Origin of the sequence: Alsobacter sp. KACC 23698, assembly GCF_045348435.1 — a bacterium.
GTDB lineage: Bacteria > Pseudomonadota > Alphaproteobacteria > Rhizobiales > Beijerinckiaceae > Alsobacter.
The window spans coordinates 5,092,372-5,113,452 of record NZ_CP157484.1 but is presented as its reverse complement, the minus strand read 5'-3'; the positions used below and the strand labels follow the sequence as shown (position 1 = coordinate 5,113,452).

General features: G+C 70.6%; 18 protein-coding genes. 7 read left to right on the top strand and 11 right to left on the bottom strand.

Annotated elements, in window-relative coordinates; translation table 11 throughout:
• Nucleotides 1–3: 3 nt before the first annotated feature.
• The 6 genes from ybeY to ABEG18_RS24520 form a co-directional block, all read right to left on the bottom strand.
• Nucleotides 4–534: an rRNA maturation RNase YbeY gene (gene ybeY / locus ABEG18_RS24545; protein ID WP_406855657.1), complete on the bottom strand. Its 531-nt coding sequence runs from the start codon at nucleotides 532–534 to the stop codon at nucleotides 4–6.
• Nucleotides 531–1,577, bottom strand: coding sequence for a PhoH family protein (locus tag ABEG18_RS24540; RefSeq protein ID WP_406855656.1), 1,047 nt, complete (start codon nucleotides 1,575–1,577; stop codon nucleotides 531–533). Before ABEG18_RS24540 ends, ybeY begins: the two co-directional genes overlap by 4 nt.
• Nucleotides 1,578–1,590: 13 nt before the next feature.
• On the bottom strand, nucleotides 1,591–2,970 hold the full coding sequence (miaB, locus tag ABEG18_RS24535; RefSeq protein WP_406855655.1) for a tRNA (N6-isopentenyl adenosine(37)-C2)-methylthiotransferase MiaB: 1,380 nt from the start codon (nucleotides 2,968–2,970) through the stop codon (nucleotides 1,591–1,593).
• A 170-nt stretch (nucleotides 2,971–3,140) separates the two neighbouring features.
• On the bottom strand, nucleotides 3,141–3,524 hold the full coding sequence (locus ABEG18_RS24530) for an MAPEG family protein (protein ID WP_406855654.1): 384 nt from the start codon (nucleotides 3,522–3,524) through the stop codon (nucleotides 3,141–3,143).
• A 140-nt stretch (nucleotides 3,525–3,664) separates the two neighbouring features.
• Nucleotides 3,665–4,195: a translation initiation factor IF-3 gene (gene infC, locus ABEG18_RS24525; RefSeq protein ID WP_406855653.1), complete on the bottom strand. Its 531-nt coding sequence runs from the start codon at nucleotides 4,193–4,195 to the stop codon at nucleotides 3,665–3,667.
• Nucleotides 4,196–4,375: 180 nt separating this feature from the next.
• Entirely contained in the window at nucleotides 4,376–5,599 is a 1,224-nt protein-coding gene (locus ABEG18_RS24520; RefSeq protein WP_406855652.1) for a glycosyltransferase family 4 protein, read from the bottom strand.
• A gap of 122 nt (nucleotides 5,600–5,721) precedes the next feature.
• Here ABEG18_RS24520 and ABEG18_RS24515 point away from each other — a divergent pair, with 122 nt between their 5' ends.
• On the top strand, nucleotides 5,722–6,507 hold the full coding sequence (locus ABEG18_RS24515) for an alpha/beta hydrolase (RefSeq protein ID WP_406855651.1): 786 nt from the start codon (nucleotides 5,722–5,724) through the stop codon (nucleotides 6,505–6,507).
• A gap of 87 nt (nucleotides 6,508–6,594) precedes the next feature.
• On the opposite strand, the gene ABEG18_RS24510 is transcribed toward ABEG18_RS24515, so the two are convergent.
• Together ABEG18_RS24510 and ABEG18_RS24505 are read right to left on the bottom strand one after the other, a co-directional pair.
• Entirely contained in the window at nucleotides 6,595–6,885 is a 291-nt protein-coding gene (locus tag ABEG18_RS24510) for a DUF1150 family protein (protein ID WP_406855650.1), read from the bottom strand.
• A gap of 63 nt (nucleotides 6,886–6,948) precedes the next feature.
• On the bottom strand, nucleotides 6,949–7,377 hold the full coding sequence (locus ABEG18_RS24505; protein ID WP_406855649.1) for an Hsp20 family protein: 429 nt from the start codon (nucleotides 7,375–7,377) through the stop codon (nucleotides 6,949–6,951).
• 190 nt (nucleotides 7,378–7,567) lie between these two features.
• Between ABEG18_RS24505 and pheS the strand changes: the two genes are divergently transcribed.
• Both pheS and pheT read left to right on the top strand, forming a co-directional pair.
• Nucleotides 7,568–8,650 (top strand): phenylalanine--tRNA ligase subunit alpha, encoded by a 1,083-nt coding sequence (gene pheS / locus ABEG18_RS24500; RefSeq protein WP_406855648.1) that lies wholly within the window; start codon nucleotides 7,568–7,570, stop codon nucleotides 8,648–8,650.
• Nucleotides 8,651–8,660: 10 nt separating this feature from the next.
• Nucleotides 8,661–11,084 (top strand): phenylalanine--tRNA ligase subunit beta, encoded by a 2,424-nt coding sequence (gene pheT, locus ABEG18_RS24495; protein ID WP_406855647.1) that lies wholly within the window; start codon nucleotides 8,661–8,663, stop codon nucleotides 11,082–11,084.
• A gap of 528 nt (nucleotides 11,085–11,612) precedes the next feature.
• Here the strand turns inward: pheT and ABEG18_RS24490 are convergent.
• Nucleotides 11,613–12,656: a proline racemase family protein gene (locus ABEG18_RS24490; protein WP_406855646.1), complete on the bottom strand. Its 1,044-nt coding sequence runs from the start codon at nucleotides 12,654–12,656 to the stop codon at nucleotides 11,613–11,615.
• Nucleotides 12,657–12,729: 73 nt separating this feature from the next.
• Nucleotides 12,730–13,626 carry a LysR family transcriptional regulator gene (locus ABEG18_RS24485; RefSeq protein WP_406855645.1) on the bottom strand — a complete coding sequence of 299 codons (897 nt, stop codon included), beginning with the start codon at nucleotides 13,624–13,626 and terminating at the stop codon, nucleotides 12,730–12,732.
• A 162-nt stretch (nucleotides 13,627–13,788) separates the two neighbouring features.
• Here ABEG18_RS24485 and ABEG18_RS24480 point away from each other — a divergent pair, with 162 nt between their 5' ends.
• The 4 genes from ABEG18_RS24480 (at nucleotide 13,789) to glpK (ending at nucleotide 19,034) form a co-directional block, all read left to right on the top strand.
• Nucleotides 13,789–15,288: a CoA-acylating methylmalonate-semialdehyde dehydrogenase gene (locus tag ABEG18_RS24480; protein WP_406855644.1), complete on the top strand. Its 1,500-nt coding sequence runs from the start codon at nucleotides 13,789–13,791 to the stop codon at nucleotides 15,286–15,288.
• A gap of 60 nt (nucleotides 15,289–15,348) precedes the next feature.
• A complete protein-coding gene (locus ABEG18_RS24475; RefSeq protein WP_406855643.1) occupies nucleotides 15,349–16,509 on the top strand; it encodes an isobutyryl-CoA dehydrogenase in 1,161 nt (386 codons plus the stop codon).
• A 31-nt stretch (nucleotides 16,510–16,540) separates the two neighbouring features.
• The gene (gene mmsB / locus ABEG18_RS24470) at nucleotides 16,541–17,425 is read left to right on the top strand and encodes a 3-hydroxyisobutyrate dehydrogenase (RefSeq protein ID WP_406855642.1); all 885 of its coding nucleotides are present in this window, start codon (nucleotides 16,541–16,543) and stop codon (nucleotides 17,423–17,425) included.
• A gap of 115 nt (nucleotides 17,426–17,540) precedes the next feature.
• Nucleotides 17,541–19,034: a glycerol kinase GlpK gene (glpK, locus tag ABEG18_RS24465; RefSeq protein ID WP_406855641.1), complete on the top strand. Its 1,494-nt coding sequence runs from the start codon at nucleotides 17,541–17,543 to the stop codon at nucleotides 19,032–19,034.
• Nucleotides 19,035–19,068: 34 nt separating this feature from the next.
• Here glpK and ABEG18_RS24460 read toward each other — a convergent pair whose 3' ends face one another.
• Nucleotides 19,069–20,985 carry a DUF4214 domain-containing protein gene (locus ABEG18_RS24460; protein WP_406855640.1) on the bottom strand — a complete coding sequence of 639 codons (1,917 nt, stop codon included), beginning with the start codon at nucleotides 20,983–20,985 and terminating at the stop codon, nucleotides 19,069–19,071.
• Nucleotides 20,986–21,081 lie beyond the last annotated feature (96 nt).

Here is a 21,081-nt window from a genome sequence, read left to right as displayed (position 1 = left end):
CGGTCATGCCATCCTGCCGGATGGCGTCTCCTCGTCAAGGGGGCGGTCCGCGTAGGGATCCTGAACGCCGAGCGTCGCGAGGATCTCCACCTCGAGCCGCTCCATCCGCTCCGCGTCGTCCGTTTCGATGTGGTCGTAACCGAGCAGGTGCAGGAAGCCGTGGACGACGAGATGCAGGAAGTGGTCCGCCACCGTCGTATGGTCGTCCAGCGCCTCGCGGGCAAGGGTTTCGTACGCCACCGCGATGTCGCCCAGGAAGGGCGACCCGCTCACCTTGTCGGGCTGCACGGCCGGGAAGGACAGGACGTTGGTGGGCTTGTCCTTCTCGCGCCACTCCCGGTTGATCTCGCGCATATGGGCGTCGTCGGTCAGCAGCAGGCTGACTTCCGCGCCGGGGACGAGGCGGACGCCGCCGAGCCGGGCCGCGGCCGCGACGGCGCGCCCGGCCAGGGCCTCGGCCTCCGGCAGCGCGCGCCACAGAGGGCTTTCCTCGGCGACGTCGAGCGCGACAGGATCCTGCGCCGGCGCGCTCACGGCCGGGCGCTGTCGGCGGGGCCGCGCGCGTCGGATTCGTAGGCCCCGACGATGCGGCGCACGAGGTCGTGGCGCACCACGTCGCCCTCCTTAAAGGTGACGCGGCCGATGCCCTCCACGCCGTCGAGGATGCGGACCGCCTCGACGAGGCCCGACTTCTGGCCGGGCGGCAGGTCGATCTGGGTCGGATCGCCGGTGACGATCATGCGCGAGCCCTCGCCCAGGCGGGTGAGGAACATCTTCATCTGCATCGTGGTGGTGTTTTGCGCCTCGTCGAGCAGCACGATGGCGTTGGTCAGCGTGCGGCCGCGCATGAAGGCCAGCGGGGCGATCTCGATCATCCCGGTCTGCATGCCGCGCTCGACGTGGCGCGACTCCATGAAATCGTACAGCGCGTCGTAGATGGGGCGCAGATAGGGGTCGACCTTCTCCTTCATGTCGCCCGGCAGGAAGCCGAGGCGCTCGCCGGCCTCGACGGCCGGACGCGACAGCACCAGGCGCTCGACGACGCCCTGCTCGAGCAGCTGCACGGCGTGGCCGACGGCCAGCCAGGTCTTGCCGGTGCCGGCGGGGCCTTCGGCGAAGACCAGCTCGTGGTTCTTGAGCAGGCGCAGATAGGAATGCTGCGCGGCGTTGCGGGCGCGGACCCGGCGCTTGCGGGTGCCGATCTCCTCGAAGGAGGCCGCCGCCCCCGTCTCGGCGACCGGGAACAGCATGCCCTGCATGGCGGTCTCCTGGATCACGCCGTCGACGTCGCCCGGCGTCAGCGCGTCGCCCGACCGCACGCGCTCGTAAAGGCGCTCCAGGACCCGGCGCGCCTGCTCGGTGTTCTCCGGCGCGCCCTTGAGGACGACGTTGTTGCCGTTGGCGTTGGCCACGACGCCGAGGCGGCGCTCGAGATGCGCGAGGTTCTGGTCGTATTGGCCGAAGACGAGGCTCGCCAGGCGATTGTCCTCGAATGTCAGCTTGATCTCGGCGGCTTCGGCGATGCCGCCGCGCGGCGGCTGGCGGGTGAAACGGTTGACGCCCTCGGCTGATCTCAACGAAGCCCCTCCCTTAAGCGGTCGCCCGCTCCGGTTCGATGTCGGCCCGCTCGCCGAGCAGGCTGTAGGAGCCCGTGCCGACGACGGTCACGGGGATGATGTCGCCGGCGGCCGCGCCGCGGCCCTCGAAGGCGACGGCCTGCAGATAGGGCGACTTGCCGACGAGCTGTCCCGGATGGCGGCCGGGGCGCTCCACCAGCACGTCGACGGTGCGTCCGATCGTGGCGGCGTTGAAGGCCCGCAGCTGATGGTCGAGCAGCGCCTGCAGCGCGTGCAGGCGCTCGGTCATCGCCGGCTCCGCCACCTGCGCGGCCATGTCGGCGGCCGGGGTGCCGGGGCGGGGGCTGTACTTGAACGAATAGGCGGCCGCGAAGCCGACCCGCTCGATCAGGTCCATGGTGTCGCGGAAGTCGGCGTCGGTCTCGCCCGGGAAGCCGACGATGAAGTCCGACGACAGCGCGATGTCGGGCCGGGCGGCCCTGACCTGGTCGACCAGGCGCAGATAGTCGTCGCGGGTGTGGCGGCGGTTCATGGCGGCCAGGACGGCGTCCGAGCCGGACTGCACGGGCAAATGCAGGTAGGGCATCACGGCCGGCAGGTCGCGGTGGGCGGCGATCAGCTCGGCGTCCATGTCGCGGGGGTGGCTGGTGGTGTAGCGCAGCCGCTCCAGGCCGGGCACCTCGGCGAGCCGGCGCATGAGCGCGCCCAGCGTCCAGGCCGCGCCGTCCGGCCCCTGGCCGTGATAGGCGTTGACGTTCTGGCCCAGCAGCGTGACCTCGCGCACCCCGGCGGCGGCGAGGCGCTCTGCCTCCCGCAGGATGGCGTACACCGGGCGGGAGGCCTCCGCGCCGCGCGTGTAGGGCACGACGCAGAAGGTGCAGAACTTGTCGCAGCCTTCCTGCACGGTGAGGAAGGCGGAGACGCCGCGGGCGCGGGTCTTCTCTCGGCTGGCGCCGGGAAGGTGGTCGAACTTGGCGGCGGCCGGGAACTCGGTGTCGACGACGCCCGGGCTGCGGCGGGCCTGCTCCAGCAGGCCGGGAAGGCGGTGATAGCTCTGCGGGCCGACGACGAGGTCGACGCCCTTGGCGCGACGCAGGATCTCGCCGCCCTCGGCCTGGGCGACGCAGCCGGCGACGACGATCTGGGTCTCGCGGCCGTCCAGGGCCCGGTCGCGGCGCACCTCGCGCACGCGTCCCAGCTCCGAGTAGACCTTCTCGGCGGCTTTCTCACGGATGTGGCAGGTGTTGAGCACCACGACGTCGGCGTCGGCCATATCGGCCGTCTCGGCGTAGCCTTCCGGGGCCAGAACGTCCGCCATGCGCTGGGCGTCGTACACGTTCATCTGGCAGCCGTAGGATTTGACGTAGACCTTCCTCGTTCCGTCCTGAGCCATGGTTCCGCCGAAGCCGCTGCGCGCTCGCGCCGTCGCGAATCACTCTCGCGGCCGTCTGAGCATGCCGCAGTTCTGACGACGGTGTTTAGACGGTATGGCCCCGCAAGAGAACTGGATTCGCATGATCCCGCCCGGCGTGTCCGGCGCGCATCATTCCGGACCGCGCCGCGTCACCGCGCCGAAAGCGCCAGCAGGGTCGCCGCCATCGCGCCCAGGACTGCGAAAGTGAGGACCATCCCGACCATGCGGAAGCGAAAATCCTCCCGGGCCTGCGAGACGCCCCAGGCGTGCGACAGGCGACCGGCCAGCAGCGCCGCCCCGTAGAACACGACCAGTTGCGACGGCGCGCCTTTCATCTCGCAGAAGGCGAGCAGGATGAGGCCGAGCGGTGCGTATTCGGCGAAATTGGCATGGACCCGCATGGCGCGCTCGAGCGCCGGATGCCCGCCCGCCCCGATGGCGACCTTCAGGGACCGCCTGACCACGATGACGCGCGCCGACAGGGCGATGAACAGGAAAGCGAGCAGCGCCGCGTAGACGGGCGTCACGGTCATCGGATCGTCTCCACGGCTCCGCCACGGCGAAGCTTGAGCTTCAAAAATCCCGGTTCGCGGCCCGCCGTCAAGGCGGAGGCCAAGAAAAAGCCGCCGCGGTGATCCGCAGCGGCTTTTGAAACGTCACGGTCGAACGGCGCTCAGCGCGGCGCCATGATCATGACCATCTGGCGTCCCTCCAGCATGGGCTCGGACTCCACCTTGGAGACGTCGCCCATCTCGGCCTTGACGCGTTCGAGCAGCTTGATGCCGAGATCCTGGTGGGCCATCTCGCGTCCGCGGAAGCGGAGCGTGACCTTCACCTTGTCGCCCTCTTCGAAGAAGCGGCGGACGGCCTTCATCTTGACCCCGTAGTCGTGGTCGTCGATGCCGGGGCGGAGCTTGATCTCCTTCACCTCGACCGTCTTCTGCTTCTTGCGGGCCTCGGCGGCCTTCTTCTGCTCGTTGAACTTGAACTTGCCGTGGTCGAGGATCTTGCAGACGGGCGGCGTCGAGTTCGGAGCGATCTCCACAAGGTCCAGGCCTGCGTCCTCGGCGGCCTTCAAGGCGTCGAAGAACGGCACGACGCCCTGGTTGGCTCCGGTTTCGTCGATCAGCTGGACTTCGCGCACGCCGCGGATGTCGCGGTTGGCGCGGGGTCCGTCCTTCTGCGGGACCGGAGCGGCTCTCATTGGTCTGCGAATGGCTTTAGTCTCCTCTGGGCCCGCCCCTCCAGGGCAGCTCGAAGCGCCGTTTGGGACGGCGGCGGGCGATGTTGACGGCAAATTTGGAAATTCGCAGAAAGATCCGCGAAGTCAACTCGGCACTTTGACTTTCGTTACCGATCCTGGACTTTCAGCGATCGGACAGGCTCACGCGCGCTCCTGCCCGAGCAGGGCCGCATAGAGGTCCAGGGTCTCGCCGACCATGCGGCCGAGCGAGAAATGCGCCTCCACATGGGCCCGGCCGCGGGCCGCGAGGGCGTCGCGGGCGCTGGCGCCCATGCCCAGCGCGGTCTGGACCGCGTCGGCCAGCGCTTCGGCGTCGCCCGGCGGCACGCGCCAGCCGGTGCGGGCCGCCGCCGGCGCCTGGGGCGGGGCCAGGACGGTCTCCGGCACGGCGCCGAGATCGGAAACGACCACCGGCGCGCCCATGGCCTGCGCCTCCACGGCCGAGCGGCCGAAGGCCTCCGGCTCGATGGACGGCACCGTCACGACCGAGGCCGCCAGGAAGGCGGCCGGCATGTCGACGCAATGCCCGGCGCGATGCACGATCCCCTTGAGGCCGAGCTTCTCGGTGAGCGCGTCGAGCTCGCGCACGTAGCCGTCGCGGCCCTGCGGGTCGCCGGCCAGCACGATGGCGATGTCCTGGACGCCGCGGTCGACCAGCCGCTTGGCGGCCTCGATCAGCACCTTCTGGCCTTTCCAGGCGGTCAGCCGCGCGGCCAGCAGCACGACGCGCTGGTGCGGCTGGACGCCCCAGTCGCGCCGGATCCTCTCCACGCGCTCGGGCTCGACCGCATGGGGCGAGAAGGCCCGCAGGTCCGTGCCGCGATGGATGACCCGCACGCGGTCGCGCGCGAAGGGATGCTGGCGCGCGATCAGGTCGGCCGTGTAGCTGGAGTTGGCGATGACGGCGTCGCCCCGCGCCATGACCGAATTGTACAGAACCTTGACGGCCGAGCGGCCCGAATAGCTGCCCGCATAGGTGGTGACGAAGGGCAGCCGCAGCGCCCGGCAGGCCATCAGCGAGCTCCAGGCCGGGGCTCGCGAGCGGGCGTGCAGGATGTCGACGCCCTCGTCGAGGCAGATGGCGCGCAGCCGCCGGGCGTTGGCCAGCATGGCGACGGGGTTCTTGGTGCGGGCCGGAAACGGGATCCAGATCCCGCCCTTGGCCTGCAGCTCGGCCACCAGGCGCCCGCCGGACGTGGCCACCAGGGCGCGCGCGCCGGACGCCGCGAGGCCCTCGGCGATGTCGACCGTGGTGCGCTCGACCCCGCCGGCCTCCAGCTCGGGCACCACCTGCAGGATCGTGCAGCCGGCCAGCGGCGACAGGTTCCGCCCGGCGAAGGCGGTGGACGGGCCCTGTCGCTTCATGGCGCCGCCCGGTGTAGAACGCCCCAGGGGGCGGACGACCGCCCGGCGGTCGGCGTCGACGGCGGCCGCGATGCGGGTTGGAGCAAATCACCCAGGGCAGGATCCATGACACGAGGTGTAAGGTGAGCGGGGACGTTCCGCAATTTGCGGATGCGCAGTTTCTGACGGTAGGCACAGGTTCCGACGCCCGCCGGATCGCCTATCGGCGCCGCGACGGCGTCGGGCCCACCGTCGTGTGGCTCGGCGGATTCCGCTCCGACATGGCCTCCACCAAGGCGGAGACGCTGGACCGCTGGGCGGCCGCGGCCGGCCGATCGTTCCTGCGCTTCGACTATTCGGGACACGGCTTGTCCGACGGACGCTTCGAGGACGCCACGATCTCGCGCTGGCTGGAAGAGAGCGTCGCCGTCATCCGCGCGCTCGCCGGACCGGCGCCCGTCCTGACGGGCTCGTCGATGGGCGGCTGGCTGGCGCTGCTGGCGGCCCAGAGCCTGCGCGAGGAGGGGCTCGGCCTGTCGGGCCTCGTCCTCATCGCGCCGGCGGTGGACTTCACCGAGGCGCTGATGTGGGATCGCTTCCCCGACGCGGTGAAGCGCCAGATCGTCGAGACCGGCGTGTGGCTCCGGCATTCGGACTACTCGCCCGAGCCCTACCCGATCACCCGCGCGCTCATCGAGGACGGCCGCCGGCGCCTGATGCTGGACGGCCCGCCGATCGTGACGGGCTGCCCGGTGCACATCCTGCAGGGCATGCAGGACCCGGACGTGCCGTGGCGGCACGCCATGCGGCTCGTGGAGCACCTGCCGGGCGACGACGTCGTGACGACGCTGATCAAGGACGGCGACCACCGCCTGTCGCGGCCGGAGGACCTGGCGAGGCTGGTGGCGGCGATCGAGGGGATCGGTTGAACGTTCGATCGTGCGAAGCCGCGGCGGCGCTCGCCGAGACGCGGGGTGGCCCGCGCCTCGGATCGAGGGGCCCGGCGCGATGCGTCGTCAGTGCACGCTGACCGGCACGAGGTTGTGCTCCCAGGCGTTGGCGATGGCCGTGTTGCGGCTGTCGGTCACCATGATGGGCGTGCCGTCGGCGCCCAGCAGGGCGAAGAGGTCGAGGCCGGGCTGGATCTCGGGCGCCTGCGGAAACAGGCGGTTGAGGTCGTCGGACTTGATCGCCCGCACATAGGCGATCTCGCCTCCCCCGATGGCGGCGAGCACCTGCGGGGTGACCTGCTCGGACGAGCCGGCGTAGGGGGTCTGGGTCACGGGGGTCTTGATAGCGTCGTTCATCGCACCCTCCTTTGAGCGGAGCGAAAGAGAAAAGAGCGCATTCGGGGGTTTCGGGCCGGGCTGTCAGTCCCGGCCGATGATGTCGATCCGGCGAACGATCCGTTCGGCTTCCGGCCGGACGAGGTCGATCGACAGAAGACCGTTGGCGAGGTCCGCGCCGCGCACCTCCAGGCCGTCCGCCAGCAGGAAGGCCCGCTGGAACTGCCGGGCGGCGATGCCGCGATGCAGGAACTGCCTGTCCCTCTCGTCGGCCTGCCGGCCACGGATGACCAGCTGGTTCTCCTCCAGGGTGATCTCCAGATCGTCCCGGGTGAATCCCGCCACCGCGAGCGTGATCCTCAACCGCTCCGGCTCGTCGCCGTCGCGCTGGAGGCGCTCGATGTTGTAGGGCGGGTATCCCTCCGAGGCGGCCTTGGCCACCCGGCTGAGAGCCCGTTCCACCTCGTCGAAGCCGAGCAGGAACGGAGAAGACAAGGACGGTACGCGCGACATGAAGCCCTGTTTGAAGGCGCTCCGGTTCCGGGCCCGCTCATGCAGCACCCGGGCGGCCGAAGCCGCATCCGGAATATGTGGGCTGGCGGGGACGGGTTCAAGGGCGGCCCTCTCTCGACAACCCGCGCGTTCCCGTGGCAAACACCCGCGTCCGCGCCGGGGCCCTCTCCGGCGCCAGAGGTGTTCGCCCATGTCCGACTATTCCGCCCTGGAATCCGAGATCGCGGCCGCCGTGGCCCAGGCCGGCGACGAAGCCGCGCTGGAGGCCGTGCGCGTCGGCGCGCTCGGCAAGAAGGGCTCCGTGTCCGAGCTTCTGAAGACGCTCGGCTCCATGACGCCCGACGAGCGCAAGCAGAACGGCCCGCTGATCAATGGCCTGCGCGACCGCGTGACGGCCCTGATCGCCGAGCGCCGCACGGCCCTCAAGGACGCCGCGCTGGACGCGCGCCTCAAGGCCGAGACCGTCGACGTGACCCTGCCCACGCCCGAGAGCGCGCTCGGCCGCGGCCGGGTGCATCCGATCAGCCAGGTGATCGACGAGCTGACGACGATCTTCGGCGACATGGGCTTCGCGGTGGCGGAAGGCCCGGACATCGAGACGGATTTCTACAACTTCACGGCGCTGAACTTCCCGGTCGGGCATCCGGCCAGGGAGATGCACGACACGTTCTTCTTCAATCCGGGCCCGGACGGCGAGCGCAAGCTGCTGCGCACCCATACGAGCCCGGTGCAGATCCGCACCATGATGAGCCAGAAGCCGCCGATCCGGGTGATCATCCCGGGCCGGACCTACCGGTGCGACAGCGACCAGACGCATACGCCGATGTTCCACCAGGTCGAGGGCCTGGTGATCGACCGGGGCTCCCATATGGGCCACCTGAAGTGGATCCTGGAGGAGTTCTGCAAGGCGTTCTTCGAGGTCGAGCACGTCAAGATGCGCTTCCGGCCGTCCTTCTTCCCGTTCACGGAGCCCTCCGCCGAGGTCGACATCCAGTGCTCGCGCAAGGGCGGCGAGATCCGCTTCGGCGAGGGCGACGACTGGCTGGAGATCCTGGGCTGTGGGATGGTGCACCCCAACGTCATCCGCCATTGCGGGCTCGACCCGGACGAATACCAGGGCTTCGCCTGGGGCATGGGGATCGACCGCATCGCGATGCTGAAATACGGCATGCCGGACCTGCGCGCCTTCTTCGACGCCGACGTCCGCTGGCTGAGCCATTACGGCTTCCGCCCGCTGGACATCCCGTCCCTGACGGCCGGCCTGAGCGCCTGAGGAGAGATCCATGAAGCTCACACTCTCCTGGCTCAAGGAGCACCTCGACACCACGGCCTCGCTGCGGACCGTGGACGAGACGCTGACGCGCGTGGGCCTCGAAGTCGAGGGGGTGGAGGATCCGGCCAAGCAGCTGGAGGCCTACACGATCGCCTCTGTGATCTCGGCCGAGCAGCACCCCAACGCCGACCGGCTGCGGGTGTGCATCGTCGACACCGGCTCCGGGACGCCCGTGCAGGTCGTGTGCGGCGCTCCGAACGCCCGCACGGGGATGAAGTCGGTGTTTTCGCCGCCCGGAACCTACATTCCGGGCAAGAACATCACTCTTGGGGTCGGGATGATCCGCGGCGTGGAGAGCGCCGGCATGCTGTGCTCGGCCATGGAGCTGGGCCTGGGCGAGGACCATGACGGCATCATCGACCTGCCGGCCGACGCGCCGGTCGGGATGAAATACGCCGACTGGGCCGGGCTCGACGACGCCGTGATCGACTTCGCCGTGACGCCGAACCGGCCGGACGCGCTGGGCGTGCACGGCGTGGCCCGCGACCTGGCCGCGGCGGGGCTGGGCAAGCTCATCGACAAGCCGGTGCAGGGCGTCCGGGGCGAGTTCCCCTGCCCGGTGGCGGTCAGGCTCGATCTCGCGCCGGGCGACGAAAAGCTCTGCCCGGCCTTCGCGCTGCGGCTGGTGCGCGGCGTGAAGAACGGGCCGAGCCCGGAGTGGATGCAGCGGCGCCTGAAGGCGATCGGGCTGCGCCCCATCAATGCGCTGGTCGACATCACCAACTACATGACCTTCGACCGCAACCGGCCGCTGCACGTCTTCGACCTGAAGAAGGTGACGGGCGACCTCGTGGTCCGCCGCGCCCGGACCGGCGAGCAGGTGCTGGCCCTGGACGGCCGCACCTATGCGCTCGACGCCGGCATGGTGGTGATCGCCGACGACGCCGGCGTGGAGAGCATCGCGGGCGTCATGGGCGGCGAGCATTCGGGCTGCGACGAGACGACCACGGACGTGCTGATCGAGTCGGCGTTGTGGGACCCGCTGAACATCGCCACGACGGGCCGCAGGCTCGGCGTCAACACCGACGCGCGCTACCGCTTCGAGCGCGGCGTCGATCCGGCCTTCTGCCTGCCGGGGCTCGAACTGGCCACCCGCATGGTCATGGACCTGTGCGGCGGCGAGGCGTCCACGGTCACGCTGGCGGGCGAGATCCCGTCGCCGGACAAGATCATCGAGTTCCCCTACGCCGAGGTGGAGCGGCTCACCGGCCTGACCCTGCCGGTCCCGGAGATGAAGGTGATCCTGCGCGAGCTCGGCTTCTGGGTCTCGGGCACGGATTCCTACGTCAAGGTGGCGGTGCCGTCCTGGCGGCCCGACGTGGAGGGCAAGGCGGACATCGTCGAGGAGATCGTGCGCATCGCCGGCCTCGACCGCATCGCGTCGACGCCCTTCGCCCGCGAGGAGGCGACGGTCGCCAAGCCGGTGCTGACCCTCATCCAGAAGCGCACCCGCACGGCCAAGCGGACGCTTGCGGCGCGCGGCATGGTGGAGGCCGTGACCTGGTCGTTCATCGGCCGGCAGGAGGCCGAGACGTTCGGGGGCGGCCGTCCCGAGCTGGCGCTCGCCAACCCGATCGCGGCCGAGCTGTCCGACATGCGGCCCAGCCTGCTGCCGGGCCTGCTCAAGGCGGCGCAGCGCAACCACGACCGCGGCGCGCAGGACCTGGCGCTGTTCGAGGTGGGGCAGGTGTTTCGCGGCGCCAAGCCGGACGAGCAGGACATCGCCGCCGCGGGCGTGCGCCGAGGCCTGGCGAAGCCGGAGGGGAACGGCCGCCGCTGGTCCGCCCCGGCGACGCCCGCCGACGTCTTCGACGCCAAGGCCGACGCCATGGCGGCGCTGGAGGCGCTGGGCGTCCCGACCGGCGGCCTGCAGGTCGTCCCGGGCGGTCCCGCCTGGTTCCATCCGGGCCGCTCCGGCACGCTGCAGTTCGGCCCCAAGATGGTGGTCGGCTGGTTCGGCGAGCTTCACCCGCGCGCCCTGGAGGCGCTGGACGCGAAGGGCCCGGCCGTCGGCTTCGAGCTGATCCTCGACCGGCTGCCGCCGCCCAAGGCCAAGCCCACCAAGATCAAGCCGAAGCTCGCTTTGTCGGACTTCCAGCCCGTGTCGCGCGACTTCGCCTTCGTGGTGGACCGCGCGGTGGCGGCCGGCGACCTCGTCAAGGCGGCCCAAACGGCCGAGCGGCAGCTGATCGCGGCCGTGGACGTGTTCGACGTCTATGAGGGAGCGGGCGTGCCGGACGGCAAGAAGTCCGTCGCCCTCGCGGTGACCCTGCAGCCCACCGAAAAGACGCTGACCGACGCGGAAATCGACGCCGTCGCGGCGAAGATCGTCGCCGAGGTGCAGAAAAAGAGCGGCGCCACCCTGCGGGGCTGAGCCGCGCGCGCGGGGCTCGCGCCGGGGAGGGGTTCAGCGGAGCGGAGCCGCAAGAGGCTGGATCCCCTTCCCCTCCGCGGCTGCGACGCTCCGGCCGGGGATGACGGTGAATGGGGGGAGCGCACCGCAGCCCCGCCCCGTCTTGCCGATAAGCCCTCGCCAAAGCTGTAACGCGCCCCCATTGAGTTGAGACGCGTTCTGGCATTTCTCCGCCGTCATCCCCGGCGGCGCGAAGCGCCGGGAAGGGGATCCAGTGGGGCGGAGCCGCAAGAGGCTGGATCCCCTTCCCCTCCGCGGCTGCGCCGCTCCGGCCGGGGATGACGGTGACGACCATGTAAGCTGATGACCGGACGCGCCCGCGAAAGCTGCGGCGCCACCCTGCGGGGCTGAGCCGCGCGCGGGGATCGCGCCGCCGTCATCCCCGGCGGCGCGGAGCGCCGGGACGGGCACCCCGCGGGGCGGAGCCGGAAGAGGCTGGATCCCTTTTCCCTCCGCGGCTGCGCCGCTCCGGCCGGGGATGACGGAGGGTCATGCAGGGGGGTGGGCGGCCTTTTGGGCCTCGCCGAAGCTGCGCGCCAGCGCGAAGCCGCAGCCGAGGGGGTCGTCGGCTTCGATCAGGAAGGCGCCGCGGCTGGCGTAGAAGCCCTGGCCGCCGACCTCGACCCGGACCGCGCCGTCGATCTCGGGAGCCGGGCGCGTCACCGCGCCGGTGAAAGGCCCGCCAGATATCCCCCGGAACACCCGGGTCTGGCCGGGCCTCACGAGGCCCTTGGCGTGGTCGAGCGCCATCCGGGCCGTGACGCCGGAGCCGGTGGGGCTGCGATCCACCTGGCGTTCGGCGAAGACGCAGAGATTCCAGCTTTCGTCGGCGGGAGCGGCGTCGTCGGTCAGGATCGTTCCGTAGAGGAAGCCGAGGTCCGGCTCGGTCGGGTGCGCGATGCGCATCTCCCGCCGGACCGCGTCCGTCAGCGCGCCGCCCGCCGCGACCAGGTCGTCCAGCGGCGTGGCGAAGAAGTCGAGCCCGAAGCGCGAGGCGGGCAGGATCGCGTAGAACGCGCCCCCATAGGCGATGTCGGCGACGATGCGCCCATGGCCGGGGACGTCCACGCTGACGTCCAGCGCATGCGCGTAGGCCGGCACGCTCTCGAAGCGCACCGCCGTGACCGCGCCGTCCCGCACCGTGCAGGCGAGCGCCAGGGGCCCGCACGGGGCCTCGATCACGAAGCGGGTCTCCGGCTCGACCGCCGGGACGAGGCCCTGGTCCACCACCCAGCGGCCGAGCGCGATGGTGGCGTGGCCGCACATGGTCGAGTAGCCCTCGTTGTGCGTGAAGAGCACGCCCAGCACGGCGCCGGGATGCGACGGGCGCACCGGAATCACGCCATACATCCCGGAGTGGCCGCGCGGCTCCAGCATCATGGCGCGACGCCACTGGTCGCAGCGCTCGCGGGCGTCCCGCCGCTGCTCCAGGACCGTGCGGCCGCGCAGCTCCGGATAGCCGCCGGTGACGATCCGGACGGGCTCGCCGGCGGTGTGCATGTCCACATAGGAAAGTTCGACGGCAGTCGGCATGGGCGGTCCCGCTTCTGTCCCGCTTGAAGTCGTAGCCATGCCGGGGCCGACGCGCAAACGGCGGGGCTGCGCCTTACTCCGGCAGAAAGAGCGCCCGCGCGGCCCGCGTCTCGCGGACCAGGAAGTCGACCGTGGCGCGGATGCGGGCGACGTCCTTCAGCTCGGCGTGCACGATCAGCCAAAAGGTGCGGTTGAGCTGGATCTGCGGCAGGACCGGCGCGAGCTCGGGCCGCCCGGCCGCCATGAAATGCGGCAGGACGCAGACGCCCGCCCCGGTCATGGCGCACTGCATCTGGGCGACCAGCGTGGAGGATTGCAGGCGTGGGCGCAGGCCCTTGGCGATCTCGTCCAGATAGTCCAGCTCCGGCGTGATGATGAGATCGTCGATATAGCCGATGAGCGGGTGGCCGGAGAGGTCCTCGGCGGACCGGATCGGCGCGGCCGCCGCCAGATAGGAAGGCGACGCGTAGAGGGCGAGGCGGTAGTCGGTGAGCTTGCGGGCGACGACCTTGCCCTCCTTGGGCGGAGACAGCGCGATCGCCACGTCGGCCTCGCGCTTCGACAGGGAGAGCAGGCGCGGCATCGCGACGAGCTGGATCTCCAGCTCGGGATAGCGCTCCGCCAGGGCCACGGCGCGCGGCGCCAGGAACAGCGTCCCGAACCCGTCCGGCGCGCCGATGCGGACCGCGCCCGACAGAGCGAGGTCCGAACCGCCGATGTCGCTGGCGGCGGCCAGCGCGGCGCTCTCGATCGCCTCGGCGGCGACCACGAGGCGCTCGCCCTGGGCGGTGAGGGCGTAGCCCTGTGGCCGGCGCTCGAACAGGGTCGCCTTCAGGGCCGCCTCGAGCGAGGTGACGCGGCGGCTGACGGTGGCGTGGTCCGCCCCGAGGCGCCGCGCCGCGATGGTCAGGCGGCCGGCCCTTGCCACGGCGAGAAAAAAGCGCAAGTCATCCCAATCGAAACCGCCCATGCGCGCGTCTTTCGGCTCTGTGTCCCCAGCGCGACCCTATGGGCGTTTGCGCACGGATCAGGGTTGAAAACTCGCATAGCCGTGCGCGGATCGCAATGATACTCGTATGGCAAAGCTTGGCCGCCCGCTGACGGGCGGCACGATCATCTCGGGGAGGACATCATGGTCGCGGAACTCACGCATTTTATCGGCGGCAAGCATGTGAAGGGCTCTTCGGGCCGCTTCACGGACGCCTTCTGGCCGATGACCGGCGAGGTCGCGTCGCGGGTGCCGCTGGCGTCGGCCGCCGAGGTGCGGGCGGCCGTCGAGAACGCCAAGGCGGCCCAGCCGGCCTGGGCGGCCACCAACCCGCAGCGCCGCGCCCGCGTGCTGATGAAGTTCCTCGAGCTGGTCCACGCCGAGTATGACAGCCTCGCCGAGCTGCTCGCCCGCGAGCACGGCAAGACGGTGCCGGACGCCAAGGGCGACATCCAGCGCGGCCTGGAGGTCATCGAGTTCTGCATCGGCGCGCCGCAGATGATGAAGGGCGAATACACCGAGGGCGCGGGCCCGGGCATCGACATCTATTCGATGCGCCAGCCGCTCGGCGTGGTGGCCGGCATCACGCCGTTCAACTTCCCGGCCATGATCCCGCTGTGGAAGTGCGGCCCGGCGCTGGCGGCGGGCAACGCCTTCATCCTGAAGCCGTCCGAGCGCGATCCCGGCGTGCCGCTGCGCATCGCCGAGCTGTTCCTGCAGGCCGGCCTGCCGGCGGGCGTGCTCAACGTCGTCAATGGCGACAAGGAAGCGGTGGACGCCCTGCTGGACGACCCGGACGTGAAGGCGGTGGGCTTCGTGGGCTCGACCCCGATCGCCGAGTATGTCTACACGCGCGGCTGCGCGGCGGGGAAGCGCGTGCAGTGCTTCGGCGGCGCCAAGAACCACATGATCGTCATGCCGGACGCCGACATGGACCAGGCCGTCGACGCCCTCATCGGAGCCGGCTACGGCTCGGCGGGCGAGCGCTGCATGGCCATCTCGGTGGCGGTGCCGGTCGGCCAGGAGGCCGCCGACCGCCTGATGGACAAGCTGATCCCGCGCGTCGAGGGCCTGAAGGTCGGCCCCTCGACCGACCCGTCGGCCGATTTCGGACCGCTGGTCACCAAGGCCCACCTCGACAAGGTGAAGTCCTATGTCGATCTCGGCATCCAGGAGGGGGCGACCCTGCGGGTGGATGGCCGCGGCTTCAAGATGCAGGGCTACGAGAACGGCTACTACATGGGCGGCTGCCTGTTCGACAACGTCACCAAGGACATGCGGATCTACAAGGAAGAGATCTTCGGCCCGGTGCTGTCGGTCGTCCGCGCCAAGGACTACGCCGAGGGCCTGGCGCTCGCCAACGACCATGAATATGGCAACGGCACCGCCATCTTCACGCGCGATGGCGACGCGGCGCGCGACTTCGCCGCCAAGGTGCAGGTCGGCATGGTGGGCATCAACGTGCCGATCCCGGTGCCGCTGGCCTACTACACCTTCGGCGGCTGGAAGCGCTCGGGCTTCGGCGACCTGAACCAGCACGGACCGGACGCCTTCCGGTTCTACACCAAGACCAAGACCGTCACCTCGCGCTGGCCGTCCGGCATCAAGGACGGGGCGGAGTTCTCGATCCCGACGATGAAGTGAGGCTGAGCGGGCCGGCCCCCCGGCCCGCTCTCCCCGTTGCGCCCTGAAGGACGCCGCCCGATGTCGCTCTTCGCCCTCTCCGAAGACCACCTCGCCATCCGCGACATGGCCCGCGCCTTCGCGGCCGAGACGCTCGCCCTCAAGGCGGTGGAGTGGGACGAGCGCAAGCACTTCCCGGTCGAGGAGATGCGCGAGGCCGCGGCGCTGGGCATGGGCGGCGTCTATGTGCGCGAGGACGTGGGCGGCTCGGGGCTGACCCGTCTCGACGCCACGCTGATCTTCGAGGCGCTGGCCACCGGCTGCCCGACCGTGGCGGCCTTCATCTCCATCCACAACATGGCGTCGTGGATGATCGACGCCTACGGGTCGGACGAGCAGCGCCGGCGGTTCCTGCCGAAGCTCGCCACCATGGAGCACATCGCCAGCTACTGCCTGACCGAGCCCGGCGCCGGCTCCGACGCGGCGGCGCTGAGGACGAGGGCGCGGCGCGAGGGCGACGTCTATGTGGTGGACGGGGTGAAGCAGTTCATCTCCGGCGCCGGCGTCTCCGATCTCTACGTCGTCATGGTGCGCACCGGCGAGGAGGGAGCGGGCGGGATCTCGACGCTCGTGATCCCCAAGGACGCGCCAGGCCTGAGCTTCGGGGCCAATGAAAAGAAAATGGGCTGGAACGCCCAGCCGACCCGCCAGGTGATCTTCGACGGCTGCCGCGTCCCGATCGAGAACCGCCTCGGCCCCGAGGGCGTCGGCTTCAAGATCGCGATGGCCGGCCTCGACGGCGGCCGTCTCAACATCGCGGCCTGCTCGCTGGGCGGCGCGCAGGCGGCGCTCGACAAGTCGCTGGCCTATCTGGGCGAGCGCAAGGCTTTCGGCAAGAAGCTGCAGGAGTTCCAGGCGCTGCAGTTCCGGCTCGCCGACATGGCGACCGAGCTGGAAGCGGCCCGCACCTTCCTGTGGCGCGCCGCTTCGGCGCTGGATGCCAAGGCCCCGGACGCCACGCGCCTGTGCGCCATGGCCAAGCGCTTCGGCACCGATGTCGGCTTCGACGTCGCCAACCAGGCGCTGCAGCTGCATGGCGGCTACGGCTATCTGGCCGACTACGGCGTCGAGAAGATCGTGCGCGACCTGCGCGTGCACCAGATCCTCGAGGGCTCCAACGAGATCATGCGCGTCATCATCGCCCGCAGCCTGATCGGGCGCGGGCAGGGAAGCGGGATGTGACCGGCCCGTCCACAACCATGGGGAGGACATCGTGACCACCATCGGCTTCATCGGCCTGGGCAATATGGGCGCGCCCATGAGCGCCAATCTGGTCAAGGCGGGCCACCGGGTGATCGGCTTCGACCTGTCGCGCGCCCATCTCGACGCCGCGGCCGGCCAGGGCGTCGCGACGGCGGCCACCGCGGCGGACGCCGTGCGGGAGGCCGACGCGGTCGTCACCATGCTGCCGGCCGGCAAGCCGGTGCTGTCGGTCTGGGGAGACGCGCTGAAGCACGTGCGGCCCGGCGCGCTGATGATCGATTCCTCCACCATCGACGTGGAGAGCGCGCGCCAGGCCCACGCGCTGGCGCGGGAGGCCGGCATGCCGAGCCTCGACGCGCCCGTGTCGGGCGGCGTCGGCGGCGCCACGGCCGGGACCCTGACCTTCATGTGCGGAGGATCGCCCGAGGCCTTCGCCAAGGCGAAGCCTCTGCTGGAGATCATGGGCAAGAAGGTGGTGCATTGCGGCGAGGCGGGCGCCGGCCAGGCCGCCAAGATCTGCAACAACATGATCCTCGGCATCTCGATGATCGGCGTCAGCGAGGCCTTCGTGCTGGCCGAAAAGCTCGGCCTGTCCCCTCAGGCGCTGTTCGACGTGGCGTCGACCTCGTCGGGACAGTGCTGGTCGCTGACCACCTATTGCCCGGTTCCCGGGCCGGTGCCGACCAGCCCCGCCAACAACGGCTATGCGCCCGGCTTCGCGGCGGCGCTGATGCTGAAGGACCTGCGGCTGTCGCAGGACGCGGCCGGCTTGGCCGGGGCCGCGACGCCGCTGGGCGCCCATGCGGCGAAGATCTACGAAGCCTTCGAGGCGGCCGGCTTCGGCGCGAAGGACTTCTCCGGCGTGATCGAGTTCCTGCGCGCGGGGCTGAAGTAACGCGCTCCTCCCGCAAGCCTCGCCCCGGCCTTGCGGGCCGGCCCGGCGGCGCCCATGATCGGCGCCACGAAGCCGCGCGGGACCGACGCCCCGGCGCGAGCCGCCGGGAGGAGACATGACGTTCGTTCTCGCCATCGACCAGGGCACCACCTCGTCGCGCGCGATCCTGTTTCGCGCGGACACCACCGTGGCGGCGGTGGCCCAGCAGGAATTCCCGCAGCATTTCCCGGCGTCGGGCTGGGTCGAGCACGAGCCGGAGGACCTCTGGTCGTCCACGGTCGCGGTGTGCCGCGAGGCGCTCGACAAGGCGCGGGCGACCGCCCGGGACGTGGCGGCGATCGGCATCACCAACCAGCGCGAGACCACGCTGGTGTGGGACCGCAAGAGCGGCAAGGCGATCCACCGCGCCATCGTGTGGCAGGACCGGCGCACCGCCGACGCCTGCGCGGCCCTGAAGGCGGCCGGCCACGAGCCCGCCTTCGCGGCCAGGACGGGGCTGATCCTGGACCCCTACTTCTCCGGCACGAAGATCGCCTGGATCCTCGACAACGTGCCCGGCGCGCGGGCGCGGGCGGAGCGCGGCGAGCTCGCCTTCGGAACCGTGGACACGTTCCTGCTCTGGCGGCTGACGGGCGGCGCCGTGCACGCCACGGACGCCACCAACGCGTCGCGCACGCTGCTCTACGACATCCATCGCGGCGCGTGGGACGACGAGCTGCTGTCGATCCTGCGCGTGCCGCGGTCCATGCTGCCGGAGGTGCGGGATTCGTCGGCCCGGTTCGGCGAGACCTTGCCGGAGCTGCTGGGCGGGTCCATCCCGGTCTGCGGCGTGGCGGGCGACCAGCAGGCCGCCACCGTGGGGCAGGCCTGCTTCACGCCCGGCATGATGAAATCGACCTACGGAACGGGCTGCTTCGCGCTGCTCAACACCGGCGCGCAGGCCGTGGCGTCGCAGAACAAGCTGCTCACCACCATCGCGTACCAGCTCGGCGGCAAGCCCACCTATGCGCTGGAGGGCTCGATCTTCGTCGCCGGCGCGGCCGTGCAGTGGCTCCGGGACGGGCTCGGCGTCGTCAAGGCCGCCGCCGACACCGGGCCGATGGCGGAGCGGGCCGACCCGGCGCAGGCGGTCTATCTGGTGCCGGCCTTCGTCGGCCTCGGCGCGCCCTATTGGGACGCCGAGTGCCGCGGCGCGCTCTACGGGCTGACCCGGGCGACGGGCCCGAACGAGATCGCCCGGGCGGCGCTGGAGAGCGTCTGCTACCAGACGCTCGACCTGCTGGACGCCATGCGGGCCGACTGGCCGGGCGCGGCCGGGGCCGAGACGGTGCTGCGCGTCGACGGCGGCATGGTGGCGTCAGACTGGACCATGCAGCGCCTGGCCGACATCCTCGGCGCGCCGGTGGACCGCCCCGTGGTGCGCGAGACGACGGCGCTCGGCGCCGCCTATCTGGCCGGGCTGGAGGCGGGCGTCTATCCGGACCCGTCGCGCTTCTCCGACCTGTGGCGCCTCGACCGCCGCTTCAGCCCCCATTTCGACGGCGACCTGCGCGCCACGATGGTGGCGGGCTGGAAGGACGCCGTCTCACGAACGCTGACGCGGCGTTGAGGGGCGAAGCGCCGGCGGCGCGGCCCCGGCGGGATCAGAGGAGGGTCAATCCGCCCATGCCGTCGAAGTTGGCGGTCGAAAAATCGACGAGGCCGGCGATCTTCACGACCCTGTCGGTTCCTTCCTGGAAGGTGGTTGCGGTCGCGATGTCCTGGACCAGATAGGTGGAGCCCGAGAACTGGAACCACTTGACGGTGTTGCCGCTCGTGCTGGACCCCGCGATGTTGAGGGCGCTGCTCAACGTTCCGAAACCCGGAAGGCTGACCCGGGCGGCCTGAAAGGCGCCCGCGCCGGCGAAGATGAAGACGTCGGCCGGATTCGGCCCCAGATCGCCACGCCCAAGATCCAGAATGACCGGGATGGCGGTCTTGCTCGTGCTTTGGACGATGAGAAGGTCGGCGCCCGCGCCGCCGGTGATCTGATGCTGGCCCGAGCCGATGAAGACCGAGTCGGAGCCATCGCCCCCATTCACCGTGTCGGATCCAGAGCCCGTGAACAGCCTGTCGTCGCCTGATCCGCCCTCGAGAGTGTTCGAGCCCCCCTGGCTTCCGTAAAGGGCGTCGTCGCCGTCCCCGCCGCGCAGGACCGTGTTTCCGCCCGCCAGCCGAGCGTCGCATTCGTCGGAGCCCGCCGAGCCCTGATAGGTGAAGGTGCCGGCGACCTTGGTGTTCAACTTGACCGAGGTGAGCCCGCCGCTGGCAGCGACCTGATTGTCGATCGAGGACAAGGACGACGCGGCCAGTTCCAATCGAAATCCGGCCGGCCCGGCCATCGTGACGGATGTCGTCTGATTGCTCTCGAACTGCAGAAGGCTCATTTGCGCGGCGGAGGACGCAGTCTGGACGGTGATCGCCTCGACATACGGGACGATGACGAGGGGCGGCTCCGGAGCGCCGACTCCGGCCATGACGATGGTGAAGGCGTCGGTCTTGGAGGTCGCCGCGTCCTTGACCTGGATGAAGATCGGGCTCGGAGAGTAGTGATCGAGCACGAGCGCGCCGCCCGATGGGATGTCCTTCACCACGACCCCGAGCGCGCCTGGCTCCAGCATCTCGACGGTTGTGATCGCGTTCGCGCCTTTGGCGTTGAGGGCGCCGACGTCGAGCGTGGTTCCGACTTTGGACGACAGGAGGCCAACCTTCTCGAAGCCGGTCACGAGCGCTGCGGAATCCGGATCGCCGGCCAGGGCGTTCGCCACGACGGCCCCCATCGTCAGCGTGTCGGAGCCCGGGCCGCCCGCAATGAGCCCCGGCCGGCCCGGCGCGATGGCGTCGAGGAAGACGACGTCGTCGCCCGCCCCCATCGCGACGGAGGCCGTGGTCTTGGCGACGCGGACCGCCTCGGCGCCGGTTCCGCCGACGAAGCCCTGCTCGGGCAGGAGGGTCAGGGGAGACTGGGCCAGCAGCGAGCCCGCCGTCAGCGTCTTGCCGGCGGCGTTGAGGGTGAGGAAGTTTTCGACATAGGCGCTGGACTGGGCGGTGAATTCGGCCGACTGGGCGAAGTAGTTCAGCACCTGCGCCTGGCTCTGGCCGGAGCCGAGCCAATAGGCGAGGCCGCCCTCGTCCGGGCCGCGGCCCAGGACGCTGGTGTAGAGCGAAATCAGGAAGGCCTTGTTGACGTCCGTGCCGGCGCCGTAGCGCGTCTGGAACTCGGCCGAGGAGACGAAGAGCTTGGCCAGCTCCAGCACGTCCACATATCCCGCGCCGGTCGAATCGGCCCAGAAGTCGAGGCCGCCGAGATCCGGCACCCGGCCGAAGGCGGCCTGGTATTCGCGCACCACCGGGGCGACGAAATTGACCGTGTAGGGCGACCGCAGGATCGCGACCTGGGCCGCCGTGGCGGTGAGCTGCCCGGAATCGAGCCTGGCGACGTAGTCGGCCAGTTCGCCCGCGGGCGGATCGCGGAACTGGATGGCGCGGTAGAGCGAACGGATCGTATCGGCGCTGGCCATTTCAGGCTCCTTTATGCGAAAATTTTCAGGCGAACCCGAATGTCGAGGGCGGCGGGCCGTCAGGACTGGTGGGGACGGACCTCGACGCGCCGATGC